Annotated in this window: 16 protein-coding genes; 5 read left to right on the plus strand and 11 right to left on the minus strand. The window is 70.0% G+C overall.

Annotated elements, in window-relative coordinates:
* Window positions 1–2: 2 nt before the first annotated feature.
* The 5 genes from uppS to rpsB all read right to left on the minus strand — a co-directional run bounded on the left by uppS (window position 3) and on the right by rpsB (window position 3,812).
* A complete protein-coding gene (gene uppS, locus ACZ5KV_RS12220) occupies window positions 3–683 on the minus strand; it encodes a polyprenyl diphosphate synthase (RefSeq protein WP_464239586.1) in 681 nt (226 codons plus the stop codon).
* Window positions 684–792: 109 nt separating this feature from the next.
* On the minus strand, window positions 793–1,347 hold the full coding sequence (gene frr, locus ACZ5KV_RS12225; protein WP_464239587.1) for a ribosome recycling factor: 555 nt from the start codon (window positions 1,345–1,347) through the stop codon (window positions 793–795).
* Window positions 1,348–2,070, minus strand: a complete 723-nt coding sequence (gene pyrH, locus ACZ5KV_RS12230) for a UMP kinase (RefSeq protein WP_464239588.1) — start codon at window positions 2,068–2,070, stop codon at window positions 1,348–1,350.
* 93 nt (window positions 2,071–2,163) lie between these two features.
* A complete protein-coding gene (tsf, locus tag ACZ5KV_RS12235; protein ID WP_464239589.1) occupies window positions 2,164–3,021 on the minus strand; it encodes a translation elongation factor Ts in 858 nt (285 codons plus the stop codon).
* Window positions 3,022–3,023: 2 nt separating this feature from the next.
* On the minus strand, window positions 3,024–3,812 hold the full coding sequence (gene rpsB, locus ACZ5KV_RS12240) for a 30S ribosomal protein S2 (RefSeq protein WP_464239590.1): 789 nt from the start codon (window positions 3,810–3,812) through the stop codon (window positions 3,024–3,026).
* 342 nt (window positions 3,813–4,154) lie between these two features.
* Between rpsB and ACZ5KV_RS12245 the strand changes: the two genes are divergently transcribed.
* Together ACZ5KV_RS12245 and ACZ5KV_RS12250 are read left to right on the plus strand one after the other, a co-directional pair.
* A complete protein-coding gene (locus ACZ5KV_RS12245) occupies window positions 4,155–4,280 on the plus strand; it encodes a hypothetical protein (RefSeq protein ID WP_464239591.1) in 126 nt (41 codons plus the stop codon).
* A gap of 95 nt (window positions 4,281–4,375) precedes the next feature.
* The gene (locus ACZ5KV_RS12250; RefSeq protein WP_464239592.1) at window positions 4,376–5,176 is read left to right on the plus strand and encodes a 2-amino-3,7-dideoxy-D-threo-hept-6-ulosonate synthase; all 801 of its coding nucleotides are present in this window, start codon (window positions 4,376–4,378) and stop codon (window positions 5,174–5,176) included.
* A gap of 50 nt (window positions 5,177–5,226) precedes the next feature.
* Here ACZ5KV_RS12250 and ACZ5KV_RS12255 read toward each other — a convergent pair whose 3' ends face one another.
* Complete coding sequence (locus ACZ5KV_RS12255; RefSeq protein ID WP_464239593.1) at window positions 5,227–6,399, minus strand: response regulator; 1,173 nt, start codon at window positions 6,397–6,399, stop codon at window positions 5,227–5,229.
* A gap of 438 nt (window positions 6,400–6,837) precedes the next feature.
* Here ACZ5KV_RS12255 and ACZ5KV_RS12260 point away from each other — a divergent pair, with 438 nt between their 5' ends.
* The 3 genes from ACZ5KV_RS12260 to ACZ5KV_RS12270 all read left to right on the plus strand — a co-directional run bounded on the left by ACZ5KV_RS12260 (window position 6,838) and on the right by ACZ5KV_RS12270 (window position 11,831).
* Window positions 6,838–7,257, plus strand: a complete 420-nt coding sequence (locus ACZ5KV_RS12260) for a multiheme c-type cytochrome (RefSeq protein ID WP_464239594.1) — start codon at window positions 6,838–6,840, stop codon at window positions 7,255–7,257.
* A gap of 10 nt (window positions 7,258–7,267) precedes the next feature.
* Window positions 7,268–9,295, plus strand: a complete 2,028-nt coding sequence (locus ACZ5KV_RS12265) for a methyl-accepting chemotaxis protein (RefSeq protein WP_464239595.1) — start codon at window positions 7,268–7,270, stop codon at window positions 9,293–9,295.
* Window positions 9,296–9,503: 208 nt separating this feature from the next.
* Entirely contained in the window at window positions 9,504–11,831 is a 2,328-nt protein-coding gene (locus ACZ5KV_RS12270) for a methyl-accepting chemotaxis protein (RefSeq protein ID WP_464239596.1), read from the plus strand.
* 120 nt (window positions 11,832–11,951) lie between these two features.
* Here ACZ5KV_RS12270 and ACZ5KV_RS12275 read toward each other — a convergent pair whose 3' ends face one another.
* The 5 genes from ACZ5KV_RS12275 to ACZ5KV_RS12295 all read right to left on the minus strand — a co-directional run bounded on the left by ACZ5KV_RS12275 (window position 11,952) and on the right by ACZ5KV_RS12295 (window position 17,156).
* On the minus strand, window positions 11,952–12,497 hold the full coding sequence (locus ACZ5KV_RS12275; protein WP_464239597.1) for a hypothetical protein: 546 nt from the start codon (window positions 12,495–12,497) through the stop codon (window positions 11,952–11,954).
* A 49-nt stretch (window positions 12,498–12,546) separates the two neighbouring features.
* Window positions 12,547–13,947: an NAD(P)/FAD-dependent oxidoreductase gene (locus tag ACZ5KV_RS12280; RefSeq protein ID WP_464239598.1), complete on the minus strand. Its 1,401-nt coding sequence runs from the start codon at window positions 13,945–13,947 to the stop codon at window positions 12,547–12,549.
* Window positions 13,948–14,076: 129 nt separating this feature from the next.
* Window positions 14,077–14,823 (minus strand): thioredoxin-dependent peroxiredoxin, encoded by a 747-nt coding sequence (prxU, locus tag ACZ5KV_RS12285; RefSeq protein ID WP_464239599.1) that lies wholly within the window; start codon window positions 14,821–14,823, stop codon window positions 14,077–14,079.
* Window positions 14,824–15,069: 246 nt separating this feature from the next.
* Window positions 15,070–15,672: a ribosome biogenesis factor YjgA gene (gene yjgA, locus ACZ5KV_RS12290; protein ID WP_464239600.1), complete on the minus strand. Its 603-nt coding sequence runs from the start codon at window positions 15,670–15,672 to the stop codon at window positions 15,070–15,072.
* Window positions 15,669–17,156 (minus strand): MBL fold metallo-hydrolase, encoded by a 1,488-nt coding sequence (locus ACZ5KV_RS12295; RefSeq protein ID WP_464239601.1) that lies wholly within the window; start codon window positions 17,154–17,156, stop codon window positions 15,669–15,671. The genes yjgA and ACZ5KV_RS12295 overlap by 4 nt, the downstream gene beginning before the upstream one ends.
* Window positions 17,157–17,233 lie beyond the last annotated feature (77 nt).

Below are 17,233 nucleotides of genomic sequence, written 5' to 3' on the forward strand. Positions count from 1 at the left end.
CGTCAGCGGTTTTCTTCGGCCTGCTCGGCGGTTTTGCCGAAGCGGCGCTTGCGGGTGGCGTAGTCGGCCAGGGCCTTGTCCAGCTCGGCGGCGTCGAAGTCGGGCCACAGGGTCGGCGTGAAATACAACTCGGAATAGGCGCACTGGAACAGCAGGTAGTTGGACAGGCGCAGTTCGCCGCTGGTGCGGATGATCAGGTCCGGGTCGGGCTGGCCCGCCGTGTAGAGCCGCTCGGCCAGGGCCTGCTCGGTGATTTCGTCGGGAGCCAGGCCGTCCTGCACCAGGCGCCGGGCGGCGCGCACGATCTCGTCGCGCCCGGAGTAGTTCAGGGCCAGGTTGAGGACCATGGCCCGGCCCCGGGCCGTGCGGGCCACGGTGTGGGCCAGGGCCTTGCGCGTGAGCAGGGGCAGGGCGTCCATGTCGCCCAGCACGTTCAGGCGGATGTCCTGGGCCAGCAGGGTGTCCAGTTCCTTGTCCAGGAAGCGGCGCATCAGCTCGAAGAGCGAGTCCACCTCGTCCTTGGGGCGCGACCAGTTCTCGCGCGAGAAGGCGTACAGCGTCACGTGGGCGATGCCCAGCTCGCGGCAGCGGGCCACGAAGGCGCGCGCGGCGGTGGTTCCGGCGGAGTGGCCCTGGCTGCGGGTCAGGCCGCGGGCCTGGGCCCAGCGGCCGTTGCCGTCCATGATGACGGCCAGATGCCTGGGGAGTTCTGTGGGTTGCAGGGGAAAGCTCCGTGGGCGGGCGGCCCGCCGGGCCCGCGCCGGGCGGGGGCGCGGGCCCGGCGCGGGCGCGTTAGATTTCCATGACTTCCTTTTCCTTGGCGTCCAGGGTCTTGTCCGCCTCGGCGATCTGGTCGTCGGTGATCTTCTGGATGTCGGTCTGGCCGGTGCGCAGTTCGTCCTCGGTGATGGCCTTGTCCTTCTGGAGCTTCTTCAACTGGTCGATGCCGTCGCGGCGGATGTTGCGCATGGCCACGCGGCAGTCCTCGGTGAACTTCTTGGCGACCTTGACCAGTTCCTTGCGGCGTTCCTCGGTGAGCGGGGGGATGCTGATGCGGATGATCTTGCCGTCGTTGACCGGGGTCAGGCCCAGGTCGGACTTCATGATGGCCTTCTCGATGGCCGGGAAGGCCCCGCGGTCCCAGGGCTGGATGGTCAGGCTGCGGCTTTCGGGCACGGAGATGGACGCGATCTGCTTGAGCGGCGTGGGCGTGCCGTAGTAGTCCACGCTGATGTCCTCGACCAGCGACGGGGTGGCGCGGCCGGTGCGCAGCTTGGCGAAATCGTGCTCCAGGGCCGCCAGGGCCTTCTTCATGCGCTGCCTGCAATCGTCGAGAACGGACTGCATCTATTCTCCTCCTTGAACGGTTGTGCCGACATCCTCGCCGGTGACGACCTTCTTGATGTTGCCGCTGCAAAACAGGTTGAACACGCAGATGGGCATCTCGTTGTCCATGGCCAGGGAGATGGCCGTGGAGTCCATGACCTTGAGCCGCTTGTTCAGCACGTCGATGTAGGTCAGCTTCCGGAAAAGCTTCGCGTCGGCGTGCTTTTCCGGGTCCTTGTCGTACACTCCGTCCACCCGGGTGGCCTTGAGGATGGCCTGGCAGTGCAGCTCGGCGGCGCGCAGGGCGGCGGCGGTGTCCGTGGTGAAGTACGGATTGCCGGTGCCCGCGGCGCAAATGACCACACGGCCCTTTTCCAGGTGGCGCACGGCGCGGCGCCGGATGTAGGGCTCGGAAACCTCGCGCATGGTGATGGCGCTCATCACGCGGGTCTGCACGCCCTCTTTCTCCAGCCCGTCCTGCACGGCCAGGGCGTTCATCACCGTGGCCAGCATGCCCATGTAGTCGCCCTGGGCGCGGTCCATGCCCTTGGCGCTGGCGGCCATGCCGCGGAAGATGTTGCCTCCGCCGATGACCAGGGCCACTTCCAGGCCCATGCGCACGACCTCGGCGATCTCCTTGGAGAACGCGCTGACGGATTCGGGGTCTATACCGAATTTTTTCGTGCCCGCCAATGCCTCGCCGGAGAGCTTGAGCAGGACTCTGGAGAAACGCAACGTGCTCATCTGTCTTTGCCTCGCGCTGTGAAGGTTCCCCCGGCCCGCCGCCGCCGGGCGGGCCGGGGCCAAAAAAAACGGGCCTTGCGGCCCGTTTTTGGGTTACTCGGCTTTGCTTTCGCCGCCCTCGCCGAGGGCGAGGCGGACGAAATTCGTTACCGTTGCACCGGGGGCAGCTTCCTTGAGGTACTGCTTGATGCTCTTCTTGTCATCCTTGATGAAGGGCTGCTCCAGCAGGCAGACTTCCTTGTAGTACTTGGACACCCGGCCCAGGACGACCTTGTCGGCGATCTCGGGGGCCTTGCCCTCTTCGATGGCCTGGTTGCGGTAGATTTCCTTCTCCTTCTCCAGCAGGTCGGCGGGCACGTCGGTGGAGGTCAGGCAGAGGGGGCTGGCGGCGGCGACCTGCATGGCCACGTCGCGGGCGGCGTCGACGTTGGCGGAGCCCGAAACGGGCACCAGCACGCCGATCTTGCCGTTGGAGTGGATGTAGGAACCCACGCAGCCGTCGGCCGCCACGGCCTTGGCGAAGCGGCCCACGCCCATGTTCTCGCCCAGTTTGGCGATGAGGCCCGTCACGTCGGCCATGTCGGCGGGCAGCTCGGCGGCGGTGCCTTTGGCCATGCCGTCGGGGCCGACGGGCAGGTCAAGGGCGGCGACCTTGGCGGCCAGGTCGGCGGCGAACTGGCGGAACTCGTCGTTCTTGGCCACGAAGTCCGTCTCGCACATCAGCTCGGCGATGGCGGCGGTCTTGCCGTCCTGGGCGATGAAGAAGCCGATCAGGCCCTCGGAGGTGGCGCGGCCGGCCTTCTTGGCAGCCTTGGCCAGGCCCTTCTCGCGCAGATAGGCGATGGCCTTTTCCTCGTCGCCGCCGGTTTCGGCCAGCGCCTTCTTGCAGTCCATCATGCCCGCGCCGGTCTTGTCGCGCAGGGCCTTCACCTGGGAAGCGGAAATAGCCATGTCTAGATCTCCTCGTCGTCGTCCATTTCGGGCTCGGCCTCGGGGGCGGGTCCGGTCTTGTCCTCGGCCTTGGCCTTGGCGGCGGCCTTGGCCATGGCCGTCTCGTCCTGGCGCGCCTCGCCCTCGAGGCAGGCGTCGGCGATGTGGGCCACGAACAGCTTGATGGCGCGGATGGCGTCGTCGTTGCCGGGGATGATGTAGTCGATGAGGTCGGGGTCGCAGTTGGTGTCGACCACGGCGACCAGCGGGATGCCCAGCTTGCGGCATTCCTTGACGGCGATCTCCTCGCGCTTGGGGTCGATGATGAACGCCGCGCCGGGCAGGGCGTCCATGTCCTTGATGCCGCCCAGGGCGTCGTTGAGCTTCTCGACCTCGCGGGTCATGCCCACGATCTCGCGCTTGGGGAACTTGTTGATGGTGCCGTCCTCGAACCAGCCCTCGATTTTCTTCAGGCGGTCGATGGAGCGCTTGATGGTCTGGAAGTTGGTCAGCGTGCCGCCCATCCAGCGGTTGGTGACGTGGTACTGCCCGGCGCGCTCGGCTTCCTGCTTCACGGCCTCCTGGGCCTGACGCTTGGTGCCGATGAAGATGATCTTCTCGCCGCGCGCGACCACGTCGGCGATGAAGTCGTAGGCCGTCTGGAACAGGCGCACGGTCTGCTGGAGGTCGATGATGTGGATGCCGTTGCGCGCGCCGAAAATGTAGGGGCGCATCTTGGGGTTCCAGCGACGGGTCTGGTGGCCGAAGTGGACGCCGGTCTCCAGCATCTGCTTCATGCTTGCGTAAGCCATGGGAATCCTCCTAATCGGGTTGTTGTCCCTCCACCCCGGCAGGGCGCCGCCTCCAACCCCGCACCATGCGGGGCACCCAGGGCGGCACCGGGGTGTGTGGAATCGAAGTCCGGGGTCTATAGCCGATTCGCGCCCGGAGCGCAACCCCCGGCGGCGGGCCGGGCGGCCGCGCCTCGCGGGGGGGCCGCAGCGCAGGGCTTCACGGGCTGGGTTCATCTTTTAATGATATGCGCCTCGTCGGCTGCACGCGGCGATGCCGGGGCGCGCATTTTTCGTTTCCGGCCAAATAAACTATTATCGTTTGACCTTGACAGCCCGCGCGCCCGGGCGTAGGGTCCGCCCATGCGCACCATGACCGCCCCGCACAGCCCGACCCTCCGGCCCCTGCCGCGCCCCGCGGCGGGCGGCTTTTTCGCGGGCTTTTATTACTACCCCGGCGCCAGGCCCGGGGTGGGTGGGGTGTCGTAGGCCGCAGCGGGCCGCGCACACACACAAGGACCCACGGGCCGTCGGAATGTTCCGGCGGCCTTTTTTCATGTCATGCTCGCACAGGAGAACACGCCATGCACATCGGCAAAGCCATCCGGATGGAACGCATCTTCAACCGCGACACCCAGCGGGCCATCATCGTGCCCCTGGACCACGGCACCACCGTGGGCCCCATCGCGGGCCTCATCGACATGCGCGAGACCCTGACCCACATCGCCGAGGGCGGGGCCAACGCGGTGCTCATGCACAAGGGCCTGGTGCCCTGCGGCCACCGCCAGAGCGGCCCGGACATCGGGCTCATCGTGCACCTGTCGGCCAGCACGAGCCTGTCGCCCTTCCCCAACGCCAAGACCCTGACCGGCACGGTGGAGGACGCCATCAAGCTCGGGGCCGACGCGGTGTCGGTGCACGTGAACATCGGCGACGAGACCGAGCGCGACATGCTGCGCGACCTGGGCCGCACGGCCTCGCGCGCGGCGGACTGGGGCATGCCCGTGCTGGCCATGGTCTACGCGCGCGGGCCCAAGATCAAGGACGAGTACGATCCCGCCGTGGTGGCGCACTGCGCGCGGGTGGGCATGGAGCTGGGGGCCGACGTGGTCAAGGTGCCCTACACCGGCGACCCCGAGAGCTTCGCCCGGGTCGTGCAGGGCGTATGCGTGCCGGTGGTCATCGCGGGCGGACCCAAGCTGGACAGCACGGCCGGGCTGCTGGGCATGGTCCGCGACTCCCTGGACGCCGGGGGCCGGGGCCTGTCCATCGGGCGCAACATCTTTCAGGCCGCGCGGCCGTACCGTCTGGTGCGTGCCTTGCGGGGCATCGTCCACGAGGGCTGGAGCGTGGAAATGGCCCTGGAGACTGTGGAAGGCGCCTGACGCGCCCGTCACGTCAGGCGTGGCGGGCCGCAATGGGCCGGGCGCCGGGGTCAGAAGTCCAGGGCCAGGGGCGCGGCTCCCGGCAGGCGTCCGCCCCGGCGGTAGGCCTTGACGGTGTACTTGAGCACGGCCCACAGGTCGTGCATGGGTCCGGGGGTCCAGTCGGAGGGCAGGGCCTCGGCGTCGCGCACGGCGCGGCGCGGCACGTCGCCCATGATGGCCTTGTAAACGGCGCCCGCGTTGCGTCGGCCCGTGGCCTGGGCCAGGCCGCAGGCCAGAGCCCGGGCGGCGGCCTCGGGGTCGGCGGTGAAGTGGCAGGCCCGGGCCATGGCCGCGCGGACCGCGCCGGAGGCGCTGTACCCTTCGGCCAGGGCATAGGCCCGGCCCGCCGCCGCGTGGTCGCCCCGGCGCACCAGGGCGAAGCCCAGGTCCACAAAGGGGTTCTCGGTGCCGGGGTTGTCGCGCAGGATGCGCGCCACCTCGTCCCGGGTGCGCAGCATCTCGTCGCGCAGGGCGAAGGCCTGGGCCGCGCGGCGCATGGCCTCGCGGGCCCGCATGGGTTCGCCCAACTCCTTCCAGGCGCTGGCCAGGCCCACGTGGGCCTCGGCCAGCAGGCTGTTCACGGCCACGGCCCGGGAAAACTCGCGCACGGCCTCCTCGTAGCGCCGCGCGGCCAGGTACGTGCAGCCCGCCCGGTAATGCTCGCGGGCTTCATCGCGCGGAGGCGCGGCCTGCTCGAAGGCCAGCCGGGCCTTGTCGTGCCGCCCCTGGGCCGCCTCGCGCCGGGCCAGGGCCAGGGCCGCCAGCCGGGCCGCCCCGGGGTCCGCCCCGTGGGCGGCCAGCTTCATTTGGCGCGCGAAGGCCTCCTGGGAATAAGGCCGCAGCAGGAAACCCGAGCAGCCGGAAGCCACGGCCTCCAGCACGTCGGCCTCGGCCCCGTCCGTGCTGGTCAGCACGATGGGCGTGCGGTCGAAGGCCCGGCGGCGGCGCAGCATGGCCGCCACCCGGGGGCCGGTGGTCCGGCCCAGGTCGGCGTCGAGCAGCACTAGGCCCACGGGGTTGGCCGCCAGCCAGGCCATGGTGGCGCGCACGTTGGTGCCGCCGCGAACCGCGGGCACCCCGGCCCGGCGCAGGAAATCGCGGTCGGTGCGCAAGTGGTCCGCCGAGGTGGTGACGATCAGGGCCGAGGCGAAGGGTGGGGTGGGCGGGGTGTGCTGCTGCATGGCTTCGGGCTCCGGTGCTGCTGTGCCGTGGGGCGTTGCCTGCCTTATCGGCGCCCCGGGCCAAGGGCTTTAGTTTGGCCTTTGGGCGGTGGGGCCTGGGCGGAGCGGGATTTTTTCCGGCCCCGGATCGTGGGCGAAAATGGAACGGTGCATCGTCTGTGTGATATTTTTTTCACGAAGCTTTGGCGGCCAACCTGCCGATATGACGGCATGAACTGCAAAAAAGCCATAATTTACGGCCTTCCCGGGGGGTTGATTTCCTTGTGTGGACTCGGCTAGGAGAATCCACGCCTTCCGGCGCCCCGGCATGTGGCCGGGCCGTCGGGAATCCGGGTGGTGGCGCCCGGGCGGAGCGGATGGGGACCGTTTCGCTGACGCATGCAGGGGAGGTTTATGATGGCACGGCTGGGTGTCCTGGGGCGGTCCGTAGTGGCCGCAATGGTGGTTTGCGCACTGCATTGGCCCGCCTGGGCCGGGGACTACGTGGGTTCCAAGACCTGCGCGGACTGCCATGACGGGCAGTATGAAAATTTTTCCAAATATTCCAAGAAATCCAAATCGTGGCACAGCGTGGAGATCATGGCCTCGGACCTGACGCCCGAGGAACTGCGCGGCTGCTACGAATGCCACACCACGGGCTACGGCAAGGGCGGGTTCCGGGACTACCAGTCCACCCCCGGGCTGGCCGACGTGGGCTGCGAGTCCTGCCACGGCCCGGGCCGGGCCCATGCCGACTCCGGCGGAGACCCGGAGCTGATCGTCCGCAGGCCCGCCCTGGCCACCTGCGAAACCTGCCATAACGCCGAGCGCGTGGCCGACTTCAACTTCAAGCCGCTGCTGTTCAGCGGCGCGCACTAGGGCGGCGGCCATGCTCAAATCCCTGCGCAATCACGTCAGCGCCAAGGTCACGGCCCTGGTGCTGGGCATCAGCATCGCCGTGTTTTCGGCCCTGGTGGCCATCAGCGCCTCCTGGCAGCGCCAGGGCATGATCGGGCAGATGGACGGCGCCCTGACGCGCACCGCCGAACTGATCCGCCTGGCCGTGGAGAACCCGATGATCGTCGGCGACGACGCGGGCACCAGGAAGGAATTCGACTTCCTGCGCGGCAAATACCCGGACATCAGCATCTACCTGACCAACTTCAAGGGCAACGTCACCTACAGCACCGACGAGTCCATGCTCCGGCGCGATTTCGGCCAGGCCTACGGCCACGCGGAAATCGACGCGCTTTTCGCCCGGGCCCTCAAGGAGCCCCTGGAGGCCGGGCTGCTGGCCCGCCACGGCGAGGCCGACCTGTTCATGCGTGTGATGAGCGTGCGCAACGAGCGGACCTGTCACCATTGCCACGGCGCCTCGCAGCCCATCCTGGGCGAGATCGTCGTGGTCCAGGACGTGAGCCCGGCCATGGCCGCCATCGACGCGCAGGTCTGGAACTTCGTGGGCCTGTGCGCGGCGGGGCTGGTGCTGCTCGCGGCGCCGGTGGTCGTCTTCCTGCGCCGCAAGGTCGTGGCGCGCATCGCGGCCATCGCCGGGGCGGCCAACGAGGTGGCCTCGGGCAACCTCGCGGCGACCTTCGACGCCGCCAGCGGCGACGAGCTGGGCCAACTCGCCGGGCACCTGGGCGGGATGGTCGGCAAGCTCAAGACGCAGCTCGGCTTCTCCCAGGGCATCCTGAACGGCATGACCGTGGCCTGCTACGTGGCCGACACCCAGGGCCGGGTCAGCTTCGTCAACCGCCCGCTGCTGGACCTGCTGGGTCTGGACGGCGCCCCCGAGGGCTACGTGGGCCGGGCCGTGGCCGAACTCTACTACGGGCAGGCCGAGCGCCAGACCATCGTTTCGCGCGTGCTGGAAACGCGCCAGGCCCAGTCGCGCCCGCGTTTCGAGTACACCAACCGCAAGGGCGCCACCCTCGTGCTCAGCGTGGAGGCCGCCCCGCTCTACGACCTGGACGGCAACCTCATCGGCGCCTTCGCCCTGACCACCGACCTGACGGCCCTGGCGGAGCAGCAGCGGCTCATCGAGGAGCAGCACCGGCGCATTGCCGACGCCGCGGCCCGGGCCGAGGACGTGTCGGTGCGCATGTCCACCTTCGCCGACGAACTGGCCGCCCAGGTGGACGAGGCCAGCAGCGGCTCGGCCGAACAGCAGGCCCGCACCGCCGAGGTCGCCACGGCCATGGACCAGATGAACGCCACGGTGCTGGAGGTGGCGGGCAACGCGGGCGGCGCGGCCGAACTGGCCGACCAGGCCCGGGGCATGGCCGAGGGCGGGCGCGGGCTGGTCGGCCAGACCCTGGCCCTGGCCGAGGAACTGGCCGGCCGCGCCGAGGACCTCAAGCGCGACATGACCGACCTCGGCCGTCAGGCCGAGGACGTGGGCCGGATCATCGGGGTCATCGAGGACATTGCCGACCAGACCAACCTGCTGGCGCTGAACGCCGCCATCGAGGCCGCGCGGGCGGGCGACGCGGGCCGGGGCTTCGCCGTGGTCGCCGACGAGGTGCGCAAGCTGGCCGAGCGGACCATGGCCGCCACCCGGGAGGTCACAGGCTCCATCCGGACCATCCAGGCCAGCGCGGGCGCCAGCGTGGAGGGCACCGGGCGCACCGTGGAGGGCATCGCCCGCAGCCGCGACATGGCCCAGAAGTCCGGCGAGGCTCTGGGGCGCATCGTGGAGGTGGTCCGGAAGACTGCCGATCAGGTGCGCTCCATCGCCACCGCCGCCGAGGAGCAGTCGGCGACCTCCGAGCAGATCACCCGCTCCACCGAGGGCATCAACAGCATCGCCAACGAGACGGCGCGGACCATGGCCGAATCCGCCGCCGCCGTGTCCGAACTGGCTCAGCAGGCCCAGGCCCTGCGCCGGATCATCGAGGACATGCGCGCGGCCTGACGCGCCCGCGCCGCAATGCCGTGGAGCCCCGGGCGGGAAACCGTCCGGGGCTTTTGCCGCTTCCGTCCTCGCGCCTTGACCGGGATTGCGGGTCTCAGGCATAATCGGTTTTCCGGGTCTCAAGAAATCCCTCACGGCTGCCGATTTATCCTTCCGGGACCAAACCGCTGCGGGTCGAACCGCGGCACCGTTGCACAAGGGGACACTCATGAAACTGCGCAGCATCAACGCCCAGGTCTCGCTCATCGCCACGCTGGTCGTGGTGGTCGCCATCGCGGGGCTCGTCCTGTACGTGGGCCGCTCCACCTACACAGTGGCCCGCGACCTGGGCGTCCAGATGGCCGAGCAGTCCGTGGATCTGGCGGCCAAGGCGCTGGATTCCTACATGCAGGGCGCCGTGGGCAAGATCGAGGGCCTGGCCAAGCAGAAAAACATCACCAACAGCCTGTTCCCGGGCTTCTCCGCCTCGCGGGCCCAAAAGGCCTTCGAGGAGGTCATGGAGGTGGAGCCCGACTACTGGGCCATGTTCACCTTCGACACTCAGGGCCGCATCGTGGCCGGAGTCAACGCCAAGGGCGCGGACATGGCCGGGGGCGACCGCTCCTCGCGCGACTACGTGAAGGCCATCCTCGGCGGGCAGGATGTCTACGTCACCCGCACGGTGCTCAACGCCGCCAGCGGCGACGGGACCATGCTCATCCTCGGTGTGGCCAAGGCCGTGCGCGACCTGGACGGCAGGATTCTCGGCGGCATCGCCGTGTTCCCGCGTTGGGAGGTCTTCACCGCGCGTTTCATCGATCCGGTCAAGGTCGGCAGCGACGGCTACGGCTTCGTGTTCGACCCCGACGGCGTGATGATCGCCCATGCCAGGAACAAGGCCCTGCTGCTCAAGGACATGACGGACCAGGGCTTCGTGCGCCAGGCCATGGAGCAGGGCGGCGGGGTCATCAACTACGAGTGGGAGGGCCGGGCCAAGGTCATGACCGTGCGCCGCAACGAGATGACCGGCTGGCTGGTGTGCATGAGCGTCTACGAGGACGACCTGGCCGCCGGGGCCCTGCGCCAGCGCGGCATCCTCGTCGGCGTGGGCCTGCTCCTGGTGCTCGTCGTCTCGGGGCTTCTGGTGCTCATGCTGCGCCGCCTCGTGTTCCGGCCCCTGGCGGCCATCGAGGCCTATTCCGGCGACGTGGCCTCGGGCAACCTTTCGGCGGCGCTCTCCGGCGTGTTCCGCCACGAGATGCGCAACCTCGCCGGGCACATCACGCACATGGTGGACGAACTCAAGCGCAAGCTGGGCTTCGCCGAGGGCGTGCTCGAGGGCATGACCTCGCCGTGCCTCGTGGTCGACCCGGCGACGCGGGTGACCTTCGTCAACCAGCGGTTCCTGGACCTGTTCGAGCGCTCCGAGAGCGTCCGGCAGGCCCTGGGCATGGAGCTGGCCGCGCTGGTCTACAACGAGGCGGGCCGCGAGACCCAGGCCGCCCAGTGCATGCGCGACAACCGCGTGCTGCGCGACCAGGAGGCGGAATTGACGACCGCCAGGGGCAACAGGGTCGTGGTGCGCTACGACATCGCCCCGCTGCACGACCTGGACGGCAACCCCATGGGCGCCTTCCTGGTCTTTTTCGACATGACGGAGATCAGAGGCACCCAGCGGCTGGTGGAAGCCAAGAACGAGACCATCGGCGAGGCCGCGCGCAAGGCCGACGTGGTGGCCGAGCAGGTGGTGGACGCCAGCCAGGAGCTGGCCGCGCAGGTCGAGCAGTCCTCCCAGGGGGCGGACCTGCAACGCGAGCGGGCCTCCGAGGCCGCCACGGCCATGGAGGAAATGAACGCCACGGTGCTGGAGGTGGCGCGCAACGCCTCCGAGGCCGCGGCCCTGGCCGACAAGTCGCGCGAGCGCGCCCTGTTCGGCGCCGAGGTCGTCGAGCGCATGACCGGCACCATCCGCCAGGTCCATGAAAACGCCACCCAGCTCAAGGACGACATGGCCGAACTGGGGCGGCAGGCCGAGGGCATCGGGCGGATCATGAACGTCATTTCCGACATCGCCGACCAGACGAACCTGCTGGCGCTGAACGCCGCCATCGAGGCGGCGCGCGCGGGCGACGCGGGCCGGGGCTTCGCCGTCGTGGCCGACGAGGTGCGCAAGCTGGCCGAGAAGACCATGGCCGCCACCCAGGAGGTGGGCGCCGCCATCCGCACCATCCAGCAGAGCGCCCAGAAGAACGTGCGCAACACCGAGCAGGCCGCGCTGTCCATCGACGAGTCCACGGGCATGGCCGGGGAATCGGCCGAGGCCCTGCGCGAGATCGTGGGCTTCATCGAGCGCACGGCGGATCAGGTCCGGGCCATCGCCACGGCCAGCGAGGAGCAGTCCGCCGCGTCGGAGGAAATCAGCCGCGCCACCGGCGAGATCCACCAGATCGCCACCGAGACGGCCCAGGCCATGGGCGAATCGCGCCGGGCCACCGACGATCTGGCGCGCATCGCCGCCGACCTCAAGGCCATCATCGACGCCATGCGCGGCGCCTGAGGCCGCAGGCCGGGCGCGGGCCCGGCGGAAAAAAGCAAAAGGTCCCGGACGTGTTCCGGGACCTTTTTTGCGGGCTCAGCGCGGGGCGGGGGGTGCGGGCCTCCCCGGCCCGGGGCGGGCTCAGGCGTCGCCGTTCGCCGGTGGCTTGGCCTTGCCCTTGGGCTTGGGTTTGGCCTTGGCGCGAGCCGTCGGGTCGCCTCCGGCGCAGGGGGCGGCGTCGGCCTCGGCGGGGGCAGGGGCGGCGGGGGCCGTCGGGCGCGGCAGGTGGCGCTTCAGGCGCGCGGCGGCGCCCGTCGGGTCGTCGCCCGGGCCCAGGTGGCGCATGACGCCCTTTTGCGAGAACCAGTGCCAGCCCTCGGGCTCGCGCAGCAGCCGCGCGCCGTTGGCCGCCAGGAATTCCTCGGCCAGGGCGCGGTCCACGGCGTCCTGCATCCCGGCCAGCAGGCGCTGGTTTTCCAGCACGATGCTGGCCGTGCGGAAGATCTCGAAGGCCCCGTGGGCCACGTCGAGCAGGGGGAAGTCGTCGTCCCTGGCGCGGCCCGAAAGGATGCGCTCCAGGGCCGCGAGGTCCTTGCGCAGTTCCTTGATTTCTTCCAGGGCGATGGCCCGGGCGTCTTCGGTGGTGTCCAGCAGGACCTTGAACATGGGCGCTGCGGGCTGCTGCATGGCGGCTCCTCGGGGTTGGCGGTTGCGGGCGCGGGCCCGGGCGGGGGCCTCAGCCCGCCCGGCGCACAATCTCCCTGGCCGGAATGATGCCCGTGGCCGAGGCCGAAACGATGTTGCCGGCCACGCCCGGGCCGTCTCCGGCCACGAACAGCCCGGTCACGGGCGTTTCCAGGTGCTCGCTGGTGGTCACCTGCTTGGCGAAGAACTTGATCTCCGGGGCGTAGAGCAGGGTCTCGTCGTTGGCCACCCCGGGCACGGCGTGGTTGAGCTGCTCCAGGCCCTGGACGAGGTTGGTCACGATGCGCTCGGGCAGGGCCATGGCGATGTCGCCGGGCACCACGTCCTTCATGGTCGGGTTGATGTAGCTGTTGCGGATGCGCTCCCAGGTGCTGCGCCGCCCGCGGCGCAGGTCGCCGAAGCGTTGCAGGATGGGCTTGCCGCCGCCGATGAGCGTGGCCAGCCGCCCGATGGACTCGCCGTAGGCCTGGTTGTCGGACACCGGCTCGGTCAGCACCACCTTGGACAGAAAGGCGAAGTTGGTGTTCTCGCTCTTCAGGTTCATGTTGGCGTGGCCGTTGACGCACACGAAGTCCTGGTAGTTTTCCAGGGCCACGAACCCGCCGTAGTTGGTGCAGAAGGTGCGCGTCTGGTCGTCGTACTTGCGGGTGCGGATGAAGAAGGTCGGGTCGTAGACGATGCCGCACAGGTCCTGCATGATATCGTTGTGGACCTCCACGCGCACGCCGACCTCGATGCCGCGCTGGGTCACGGGCAGGGCCAGGCGCTGGACCACGCGGCCCACCCAGTCCGCGCCCACGCGCCCCGGGGCCAGGATGACGTTCGGCGCGTAGTAGCCGCCGCGCTTGGTGACCACGCCGGTGACCCGGCCGTCGTCCACCAGCACGTCCCGGACCTCCTCGGAGGTGTGGATGGCCACGCCCATGGCCAGCAGATCCTCGACCATGGCGTTGATGTGCCCGGGCAGGTTGTCCGAGCCCAGGTGCTTCTGCTTGATGATCAGCAGGTCCACGCCGTGGCGCAGGGCCTCGCGGCGGATGGCCCGTGCGGCGGCCATGTCCGTGGGAAAAACCTGGCCGTCCATGCCGTAGGCGTTGAAGACGGCCTCGGTTTCGTCGATGAGCGCCTGGGCCTGGGCCAGGGGCATGAACTGGGTCAGGTCCGTCTTGCCGAGGATGGGAATGAAGTTCAGCTTGCCGTCGGAGAACAGGCCCGCCCCGCCCATGCCGGACAGGATGTTGCAGGGCCTGCATTTGACGCATTCCTGGCCGTGGCCGATGGGGCAGTTGCGCTTGAGGGGCGCCTTGCCCTTTTCCAGGATCAGGACCTTGAGCTTGGAATTTTTGGCCAGGTACCAGGCCGAGAACAGTCCGGCGGGGCCGCCGCCGACGATGATGACATCGAAATGCTTGCCGGGGGTCTTGGATGGCATGAAAACGTGCTCCACAAGGGTTTGCGGGGGGCGCGGCCGGAAATTCGCGCGCAAAACCCTTGAGGATACGTTGCACAGGTCGGCGAGGAAAGCAAGGGGCGGCCTTCCCCGCCGACCTGGAATGCTCCGCTAGTCGTCCGAAGCCTGGGAGACCTTCCAGGCGTCCCAGACCTTGCCCACCAGGGCCGGGCCGGGGGTCAGCACCGGCTTACCCGGACGCCAGCCCGAGGGCGTGGCCTGGGCGCCCGCGCTGGAGCGCACGAGCTGGAAGGCCTGGATCTGGCGCAGGGTTTCGCCCACGTTGCGGCCCACGGGCGGCGAGAGCACCTCGAAGCCCTGGATCACGCCGTCGGGATCGATGAGGAACCGGCCGCGCACGTCCACCCCGGCGTCCTGGTCGTAGACGCCGTAGGCGCCGCCCACCCGGCCTCCGGCGTCGGAGAGCATGGGGAAGGGCACCGTGTCCGCCGTGACCATCTTCGACAACTCGTGGTCCACCCACATCTTGTGCACGAACACGCTGTCGGTGCTCATGGACAGCACCTGCACGCCCAGGGCGGCGAAGGCGGCGTTCTTCTCGGCGACCGCCGAGATTTCCGTCGCTCAAACGAAGGTGAAGTCACCGGGGTAGAAGCACAGCGACACCCAGTTGCCGAGATATTCGGACAGGGACACCGAGACGAACTCGCCCCGGAAATAGGCCGGGGCCTCGAAGTCGGGGGCCTTGCGCCCCACCTGGACCATGGGCTGGGTCATGCGGAACTCTCCTGGCGTTGCGGGGTGGTGTTCTGCCTCGTGCGGCTGTTGCGGATCGGACTGGCCCCCGACGGGGCCTCCGGTGGGCCGGGCGCAGCCGACGGGTCGTGCCTTGGGCATGGGCGCCTCCTTGGTCTGTGTTATTGCCTTTTCCAATCGAAAGGCATCATGAAAACAACTATTTATAATAACATAGCCCCTTTGCCTCCGGGTGTCACGCGCCGGGGGAACCATCGCCGCAGGCCGCCCCGGGGCGGCCTGCGGCGCAAGAGGAGGAAGCCGCGGAGGAAGGGAAAAGCGGAGAGGATGACGGCCGCAAGCGGCCGTGAAGCGGCGGGAGGCGGACCGGGAGCGGCGGCGGGAGCCTCAGCCCCTGGTGCCGCCGTTGCCCGGGTCGGCCGGGTCCGCCGGGCCGGGCGCGCCGGAGTCGGCGGGGCCCGCGGGCAGGTCGCGCAGGTAGCGGAACAGGGCCCGGCCGGCCTTGGGCGGCTTGGCCCAGGCGATTTCGCGGGCGGCGTTGCGGGCCAGGGTCAGCACATGCTGGCGGTCCAGGTCCGGATGCCGGGCGGCGATCTCCTCGACCAGATCGAGGTTGCCCGCCACGAGCTGGTCGCGCCAAGCCTCGGCCTGATGGAAGGCGGCGTCCCCGGCGCGTTTGCGGTGGTCCAGGTCGTCCAGGGCCCGGCGCAGGGCGGCGACCTCCTCGCCGTCGGGGTCGCCCGCATGTTCGCGCACCAGACGGCCCATGTACTGCATGTGTCGCCGCCGGGCCTCGTGGGACGTGAGCGTCTTGGAAAACAGGGCGGCCTCGGCCAGGGCCGGGGCCAGGTCCAGGCTCCTGATCTTTTCCGGCGTCAGGGCGCACAGCGCCTCGCCCAGGGCCTGCAACTCGTGCATCTCGCGTTTGCGTTGCGATTTGCTTTTGCGTCCGTCGTCGTCGTATTCGTCGTACTGGTCGTCCCGGTTCATCGGTCCTCCCCCGCGCGGGGCATGGCAAAGGTGCAGCGGCCCGGGGCGGCCTCGAAGGCGCCGCCGTAGGCATCCATGGACAGCCGCAGGTACGCGGCCAGGGTTTCGGGCAGTTCCGGGCCGCCCGGCGCGGCGCACAGGGCCACGACCACGCAGGGGCCCTCGGTGCGCACGGTCACGCGGGCCTCCCGGGCTCCGGCGTCCTTGTAGGCTTCCAGGGCCGTTTCCACAAGGTCGGCCAGGGCCTCGGCGTCCATGCGCGCCACGGGCGCGGACGCGGCGTGGGCAAAACTCAGGGCGACCTCCGCGAAGCGGCCGCTGGCGCTCAGTTCGGCCAGCAGTCCGGCCACGGTCTGGTTGGCCTCGGCCGGCCCGGCGTGGTCCGCGAAGCGGAAGCCGTGCAGGGCGCAGAGCAGGTCGCCCAGCCTGCGCCGGGCGCGCCGGACGGCGTGGGCTGCGGGGTCGGTGCCCCCGGTACCTGGCGCGGCGGCGTCCAGGGTGCGGTCCAGGGCGGCGGCCAGGCGCGCGGCGCGGCGGTGCAGCCCGGGCATGGCTTCGGGGCCGGGCAGGGCGGCGGGCAGAGCCGCTTCCGGGTCGGCCTTGGCGGGAGCCGGGAGGGCGGCCTCGGTCAGCAGCGCGGCGCAGGACGCCAGAAGCGCCCCGGGCAGGGCCCCGCCGGGCGGAGGGGTGTCGATCGCGCCCCGGCCGCGCAGGTCGGCGAGGATATCGGCCATCACGCGCCGGGCTTCGCCGCGCTCCAGGGCCCGGCCGTGGCCGGGCAGCACGGTGCTGACGTTGCAGTGCTCCAGCAGCCAGAGGATTTTTTCCAGCGAGGCCGCGAGCTGCGCGCCGTTCCAGCCCGGCAGGCGCACCAGCCCGGGCCCGGCGGCGAAGGGCAGGTCTCCGGCGAACAGCGCTCCGCCCACGCGGTAGCACACGCTGTCCGGGCTGTGGCCCGGGGTGTGGTAGACCTGGAGCGCGTCGCGCGGGCCGATGGGGATGGACAGGGAGCGCAGCCCGCCGCCGGGCGTGTCCATGGCCCGGGGCACGCCCGCCGGGCCCGGGCCCTGGAACAGGGGCAGCACGTCGGGCAGGGCGGGCACGCGCAGGGCCGTGAGCCCGGCCAGGGTCAGGTCCGGGTCGGCCCGGCGCAGGGCTTCGGCGCCCTCGCTGTGGCAGAGCACCGTGGCCTCGGGCAGGGCGCCGTGCAGCACGTCCATGGACGCGCAATGGTCCAGGTGGCAGTGGGTCAGGCACAGGGTGGCTTGGCGCGGGGCGTCCCGGAGCAGCCCGGAAACCATGGCGGCCACGGTTCGGGTCTGGGCCGGGTCGGCTCCGGGGTCCACCACCAGCGCGTGGTGCGGGGTGCACAGCACGTAGGTGTTGCAGCGCAGCACGCCGGGGCGCCGCGTGAAGGCCAGCATGGCCGTGTCCAGCGCGCCGGGGAGCATGTCCCACTGCGGCGCCTGCGGGGTGTCGCGCACGAATCCTCCTGGAGCCGGGTGTGCCCCTCAGGCGCCCGGATAGCCGAGAAGGGCGCCCGCGTCCAGCGCCCGCGCCA

The organism is Desulfocurvus thunnarius (assembly GCF_055390965.1).

Excerpts from the sequence above, each read along its gene's own strand:
- uppS (WP_464239586.1), bottom strand. The coding sequence starts at position 683 with ATGGACGGCAACGGCCGCTGGGCCCAGGCCCGCGGCCTGACCCGCAGC.
- frr (WP_464239587.1), bottom strand. The coding sequence starts at position 1,347 with ATGCAGTCCGTTCTCGACGATTGCAGGCAGCGCATGAAGAAGGCCCTG.
- pyrH (WP_464239588.1), bottom strand. The coding sequence starts at position 2,070 with ATGAGCACGTTGCGTTTCTCCAGAGTCCTGCTCAAGCTCTCCGGCGAG.
- tsf (WP_464239589.1), bottom strand. The coding sequence starts at position 3,021 with ATGGCTATTTCCGCTTCCCAGGTGAAGGCCCTGCGCGACAAGACCGGC.
- rpsB (WP_464239590.1), bottom strand. The coding sequence starts at position 3,812 with ATGGCTTACGCAAGCATGAAGCAGATGCTGGAGACCGGCGTCCACTTC.
- ACZ5KV_RS12245 (WP_464239591.1), top strand. The coding sequence starts at position 4,155 with ATGCGCACCATGACCGCCCCGCACAGCCCGACCCTCCGGCCCCTGCCG.
- ACZ5KV_RS12250 (WP_464239592.1), top strand. The coding sequence starts at position 4,376 with ATGCACATCGGCAAAGCCATCCGGATGGAACGCATCTTCAACCGCGAC.
- ACZ5KV_RS12255 (WP_464239593.1), bottom strand. The coding sequence starts at position 6,399 with ATGCAGCAGCACACCCCGCCCACCCCACCCTTCGCCTCGGCCCTGATC.
- ACZ5KV_RS12260 (WP_464239594.1), top strand. The coding sequence starts at position 6,838 with ATGGTGGTTTGCGCACTGCATTGGCCCGCCTGGGCCGGGGACTACGTG.
- ACZ5KV_RS12265 (WP_464239595.1), top strand. The coding sequence starts at position 7,268 with ATGCTCAAATCCCTGCGCAATCACGTCAGCGCCAAGGTCACGGCCCTG.
- ACZ5KV_RS12270 (WP_464239596.1), top strand. The coding sequence starts at position 9,504 with ATGAAACTGCGCAGCATCAACGCCCAGGTCTCGCTCATCGCCACGCTG.
- ACZ5KV_RS12275 (WP_464239597.1), bottom strand. The coding sequence starts at position 12,497 with ATGCAGCAGCCCGCAGCGCCCATGTTCAAGGTCCTGCTGGACACCACC.
- ACZ5KV_RS12280 (WP_464239598.1), bottom strand. The coding sequence starts at position 13,947 with ATGCCATCCAAGACCCCCGGCAAGCATTTCGATGTCATCATCGTCGGC.
- yjgA (WP_464239600.1), bottom strand. The coding sequence starts at position 15,672 with ATGAACCGGGACGACCAGTACGACGAATACGACGACGACGGACGCAAA.